Source organism: Nostoc sp. NMS7 (assembly GCF_017115085.1).
GTDB lineage: Bacteria > Cyanobacteriota > Cyanobacteriia > Cyanobacteriales > Nostocaceae > Nostoc.
Map to the genome: position 1 here is coordinate 1 of NZ_JABXKJ010000013.1, position 4,324 is coordinate 4,324.

The 4,324-nt window shown below is 43.8% G+C and carries 6 protein-coding genes and 1 pseudogene; 5 read left to right on the forward strand and 2 right to left on the reverse strand.

Features of this window, described 5'->3' with window-relative positions; all coding sequences use genetic code 11:
• Positions 1–94 precede the first annotated feature (94 nt).
• Entirely contained in the window at positions 95–1,087 is a 993-nt protein-coding gene (locus HWQ38_RS01175; protein ID WP_366933203.1) for a hypothetical protein, read from the reverse strand.
• A 170-nt stretch (positions 1,088–1,257) separates the two neighbouring features.
• Positions 1,258–1,467, reverse strand: coding sequence for a helix-turn-helix transcriptional regulator (locus HWQ38_RS01180; RefSeq protein ID WP_196517676.1), 210 nt, complete (start codon positions 1,465–1,467; stop codon positions 1,258–1,260).
• Positions 1,468–1,633: 166 nt separating this feature from the next.
• Between HWQ38_RS01180 and HWQ38_RS01185 the strand changes: the two genes are divergently transcribed.
• From HWQ38_RS01185 to HWQ38_RS01205, 5 genes and pseudogenes are all read left to right on the forward strand, one after another.
• Positions 1,634–2,611, forward strand: coding sequence for a hypothetical protein (locus HWQ38_RS01185; RefSeq protein WP_292789371.1), 978 nt, complete (start codon positions 1,634–1,636; stop codon positions 2,609–2,611).
• A 286-nt stretch (positions 2,612–2,897) separates the two neighbouring features.
• Positions 2,898–3,155 (forward strand): hypothetical protein, encoded by a 258-nt coding sequence (locus HWQ38_RS01190; RefSeq protein ID WP_292789373.1) that lies wholly within the window; start codon positions 2,898–2,900, stop codon positions 3,153–3,155.
• A complete protein-coding gene (locus HWQ38_RS01195; RefSeq protein ID WP_292789375.1) occupies positions 3,148–3,348 on the forward strand; it encodes a hypothetical protein in 201 nt (66 codons plus the stop codon). Before HWQ38_RS01190 ends, HWQ38_RS01195 begins: the two co-directional genes overlap by 8 nt.
• Before the next feature lie 25 nt (positions 3,349–3,373).
• Positions 3,374–3,763 (forward strand): hypothetical protein, encoded by a 390-nt coding sequence (locus tag HWQ38_RS01200; RefSeq protein ID WP_292789377.1) that lies wholly within the window; start codon positions 3,374–3,376, stop codon positions 3,761–3,763.
• A gap of 125 nt (positions 3,764–3,888) precedes the next feature.
• A pseudogene (locus HWQ38_RS01205) lies at positions 3,889–4,324 on the forward strand (hypothetical protein); the annotation flags it as partial.

Sequence of the window (4,324 nt, forward strand, 5' to 3'; positions counted from 1 at the left end):
ATTGATTCAACAATCGCTAATAATTTTTGCTTACCGCAACTTATTGAGCGGATACAGTATCAGCATATTTGCCAAAATTGCTTAGGGCGGTATCTTACGCCCGTATTCTGACTCCACAACACTCAAAAGTTTCTCTTCCACAGCAGTAAGATAAGGCCGATTTACCTTCCCCAATAACTGCAACAGATTTTTGACTGTCTCCTCCAGTGAATCGGAATACACTTGTGTAATGCGATCGCTCAAGGACTGCATCTGCTGACACTCCTGGGGCAGATAGTTGAAGAACTTCAGATGTTGCTTGCAACCCAACCGCGTACTGACTATCCCACATTGTAACTGTGCAACTAAACTCGTTTACTGCGCTGACAATCGCCCAGCACCCACCCTTTCCCCTTAGTTCAGGATTGTCCTTTGCAAGGATTTGGCAGACTTCACCAAGTTGGTAGGTGTTCGGTACTTTCGTTCGCTCCATTATGCGCTGCACCACATCTTTGACGATTCTACCAGTTGGCACTTTCCCGCCAGCTTCCTGTACTGCCTGCTGCCATGCAGTGCGCTGAACTTCTGGCTCTAGGGCAACCAAGGAGCGTACTTGACGTTCATTTGTCGGCAGTATTTGTAAACCACTTGTTGACATTTCGACATTTTGTAAACCAATGGTTGACATTTGTGGAGGTTGTAAACCATCTGTGGTTATTTCCGCATTCTGTAAACCAATGGTTGACAAATTCTCCATAACTGTCGCCGCAGCAATTTTATAGGTTGCTGCCATTCGTGTATAACCAAACCGTGAACGGCAATACTCCTCAAAGGTTTTGTGCGTAGAGCGATATAATCTGCGATCGCGAAGTTCCATCAAAGCCTTGCCTGCTTCAAAAAACGCCCGTTCCACTTTCCTCTCCAAGTGTAAGCGATCGCTAATTTCCTGCTCAGTTAACTCTGGAACTTCAACAGCAGTAACGTTAATTGTTGCTGAACCTGGGTCTACTTCCTGGGAGATATCCTCGTTTACAGAGTTAGCTGCTGAAGTTGAATCGGTAGATGCGGCAGAGGTGGCTTTTTTGCGTTTAGAAGGTGGTTTAGCCATAATTCCACCTCTTGAACAGCGCTTGAAGATTGAGTTGTGCCATGATGTGCGTATCTGAGAAACCTGTGGGGCTACTATCTTTAGAAACCCCTTAATATATGAAAATCTTGCAGATATCTCACTAAATAAAGTTTTTGAGATCACCCAAGATGGGCAATCAATTTGCAATTTTAGGCACTCTCATCAATAAAAAACATTTCACCTAACGAAGCATTAAATAATTTGCAAACCTTAATTACTGTCTGATTATCCAAACGACTGAAGCGATTGTGATACAGCCTTCCAATAATTGTTGGACTTAACCCAGTTCGCGCAGCAACCTCTTGCTGAGTTAATTCTTGTTCCTCCATGTAGTCCCGCAGTTTACATTTCACATCCATTACATTGAATTCTATCTACAGAATAATAGTTTAATACTTTCCTGTCAATAGCTATCTAGCTTTAAGTTGACAGCTATCTAGATAGCTGGTATATTGAATTTATAGAGAAAGCGCTCCCGACCGCGAATCTGAAGCGCTTTTCTAGTCCATTAAGACTTAACCAATCATGACATACCAAATCTACAGCCAACAACAGCTGCAACTGAAATCTATTGCCCGACTCAAGCAAATCTACAACGAAATCGCCTGCACAGTCGAAGTAAGCGACAAACGCTGTAAGGATGCCTGGATTTCCGCCATTGTTAACTATCAGGCAAGTAAGATTCAGAAAGTCACCCTCGCTGCCCCCGACAACCAAGCCCTCGCCCAAGCCGAATTCGACAATTACATCGCTGACCAAGCCCAAGCTATTGCTCCCGAACCCCTCACAATAGTCGAAATCTCGTTTGACCATCACGAATATTACGCTGGTGATGAACTGATAGCCAGCATCAGCCATGACGATAACCACTTAACGCAACGCTGGGTAGTCATGGTCAACGGTAAAGAAGTATTTCGTGCCAACACTCTAATGCGTTGCGATCGCTTCATCTGCACTCACTACAAAGACGGCTCATTACCTGTGCAGGAAGAAGCAGGGGGGCAGGGGGCAGGGAGCAGAGGGGAAAGATTCTCTCCCATGCACCCCGCACCCTGCTCCTTGTCCTCTTCTACTACTGAAAACCGAATCATGGCGCATATCTTCAACGAGTGCCAGAATTACGGCTTTGAAATTCTTGATGATGGGATTTATACCCACGATACTGAAGACGGCAAACTACGCAAATTGAGTCAAGTCGGATGCACTAACGGTAACTGGTGGGTAATCCAGGATTCTTCAGGTCAACAGCAGTATTCTAACTCGGTCTATGATGCAGTGCGATCGCTGTCGATGGCAGATACTTCATTTGCAACTGAACCCACTCCTGAATACTTGCAGCATCGCCCACTGCAACAGCTGACTACTGACGAATTACAGCAGTTGCTAAATGCAGAAGTCGCTAACTGTGAGCAGTTGTTAGACCGCCCTGTTGACGAACTAACCTCCCAGGACTGGGAACGGTTACGGGAATATGAGCCGTACTTGGAACTGGTGGCGGCGTAATTTACATACAGGCGATCGCGCTTTCATTTGCAACTAGAGAGCGATCGCCTCTCACCAAATCATCAATATTCACTTATCACATCTATGCAACCGACAATCTCAATCCCCCAACACGCTTGGCTACCCTCGCTTTGCTTTGGATCAACGTACAGAACAAAGCAATTCGCAATTCGCAGTTCGCAATTCGCAATTATTTTTAAGAGAACTCCAAGAAATAAATTATCCAATTTCACCGAATCAAAACGATTTTCTCTCTCCCTGCTCCCCCCTCCCTGCCTTAAAAGCAATGAGATATTTTTTAATTTGGAAGTCCTTAACTGCGAATTGCGAATTGCGAATTGCGAATTGTTTTGGTTGGCGTTATGTGCTGATGCCTAACAAGAATTCTGACGAGATATCGTACTTGCAAGAGAATCAAATCCAACCGCTCTCCCCACAGGAATTGTTCACACAAATTACCGCAGAAATTGAATTCTATCAGCGTCAAATCTCCATCCTACAACAACAGTTAGCAGCCATCACCGGAGGTAGCACCAATGGCTAATTCTACAGACAGTTTTGACCGTAGAGCCAATCATTTGCTTCGTTCGATTCGGCTTTGCGGCGGTTGTATTTCATTGCATCGTCTGCAATTGCAATTCTCGGATTCAGTCATTCAAACACTTTTAGATAAAGAACTGGTGCAAGTGCAGAACACGGGACGCGGTTTTTTGTTGGAGATTGCCGAGGATTTTTAGGTTATTAATCCCAGAGGACACAATCATGAAACTTTACGCTAAGACCATTGCACAGACTTTACCCAATTGGGCAACTGTCGTCACAAAGAGCGCAGATTTATTTGAAGTCGAAATCAACGATGAACACCCTAATTTTCAATCCCTGCTTGAAGAGTTAGCGACGGAGATTGAACCAGGAATTATCGGAGTGAAAGCAGAGGATTTATGTTCACGGCTCGGCATTGAAATGTCTAATCAACATCTCTACCAATTAGTTGAACAAGCCCAGACTCTGATATCCCTTATTGCTACGCACCCAGACTACAAACAACTACTGAACGAGGGATATCAACCTGATTTAAACATTGCCGATGCTCAAACTGCGCTCAGTTACCTGCAATGGGAGCTAGAGCGTAATCGAGAACCTTCTAATTAGTACAAAAGCGTTCACCTAAAGAATGCCATTACTTTAGGTGAACGCACGGAAGTTTTTCTCCCGCTACAGAATTCCTATTATTGCACACGAAACACAAATCAATGAAACTTTAATCGAGGTGAAACATGATTGCTGAAATCAAACTAGGTTTATGTAACCCTCCCGAACCCATCTATTTATATGTCAATCAGGGGGAAGTAGATGGCGAATCTTACGTTTGGTACAAGTTGAATATCAGCCAGGATAAGAAAATCCTTGTTACCCAAAGAGCATTAACTGGGTATCTAGCTGAACTCCGCCTAACGACTAAAGAATTTAAAGGCAAGGACAACTTGAAGCTGGATATTGTTGTCACTGCTGATGAACTTTATGTCATAAGAACTGGAGTTGAAACCAACTTCGCAAAAAGCTTTCTTTTAGCTGCATCATTAGTTCAGGATTTTTGCAAACCATTGATTATCGTTGCTAATGCTGGTGACGAAAACACGGTTTTCTGCAATCTTTACGATGCTGCAAGCAAAACCAAAATTTACAGGGAATGGAGTAGAGATTTGGATTGGG

Coding starts and splice junctions, on each gene's coding strand:
- HWQ38_RS01175 (WP_366933203.1), bottom strand. CDS start 1,087: ATGGCTAAACCACCTTCTAAACGCAAAAAAGCCACCTCTGCCGCATCT.
- HWQ38_RS01180 (WP_196517676.1), bottom strand. CDS start 1,467: ATGGATGTGAAATGTAAACTGCGGGACTACATGGAGGAACAAGAATTA.
- HWQ38_RS01185 (WP_292789371.1), top strand. CDS start 1,634: ATGACATACCAAATCTACAGCCAACAACAGCTGCAACTGAAATCTATT.
- HWQ38_RS01190 (WP_292789373.1), top strand. CDS start 2,898: ATGAGATATTTTTTAATTTGGAAGTCCTTAACTGCGAATTGCGAATTG.
- HWQ38_RS01195 (WP_292789375.1), top strand. CDS start 3,148: ATGGCTAATTCTACAGACAGTTTTGACCGTAGAGCCAATCATTTGCTT.
- HWQ38_RS01200 (WP_292789377.1), top strand. CDS start 3,374: ATGAAACTTTACGCTAAGACCATTGCACAGACTTTACCCAATTGGGCA.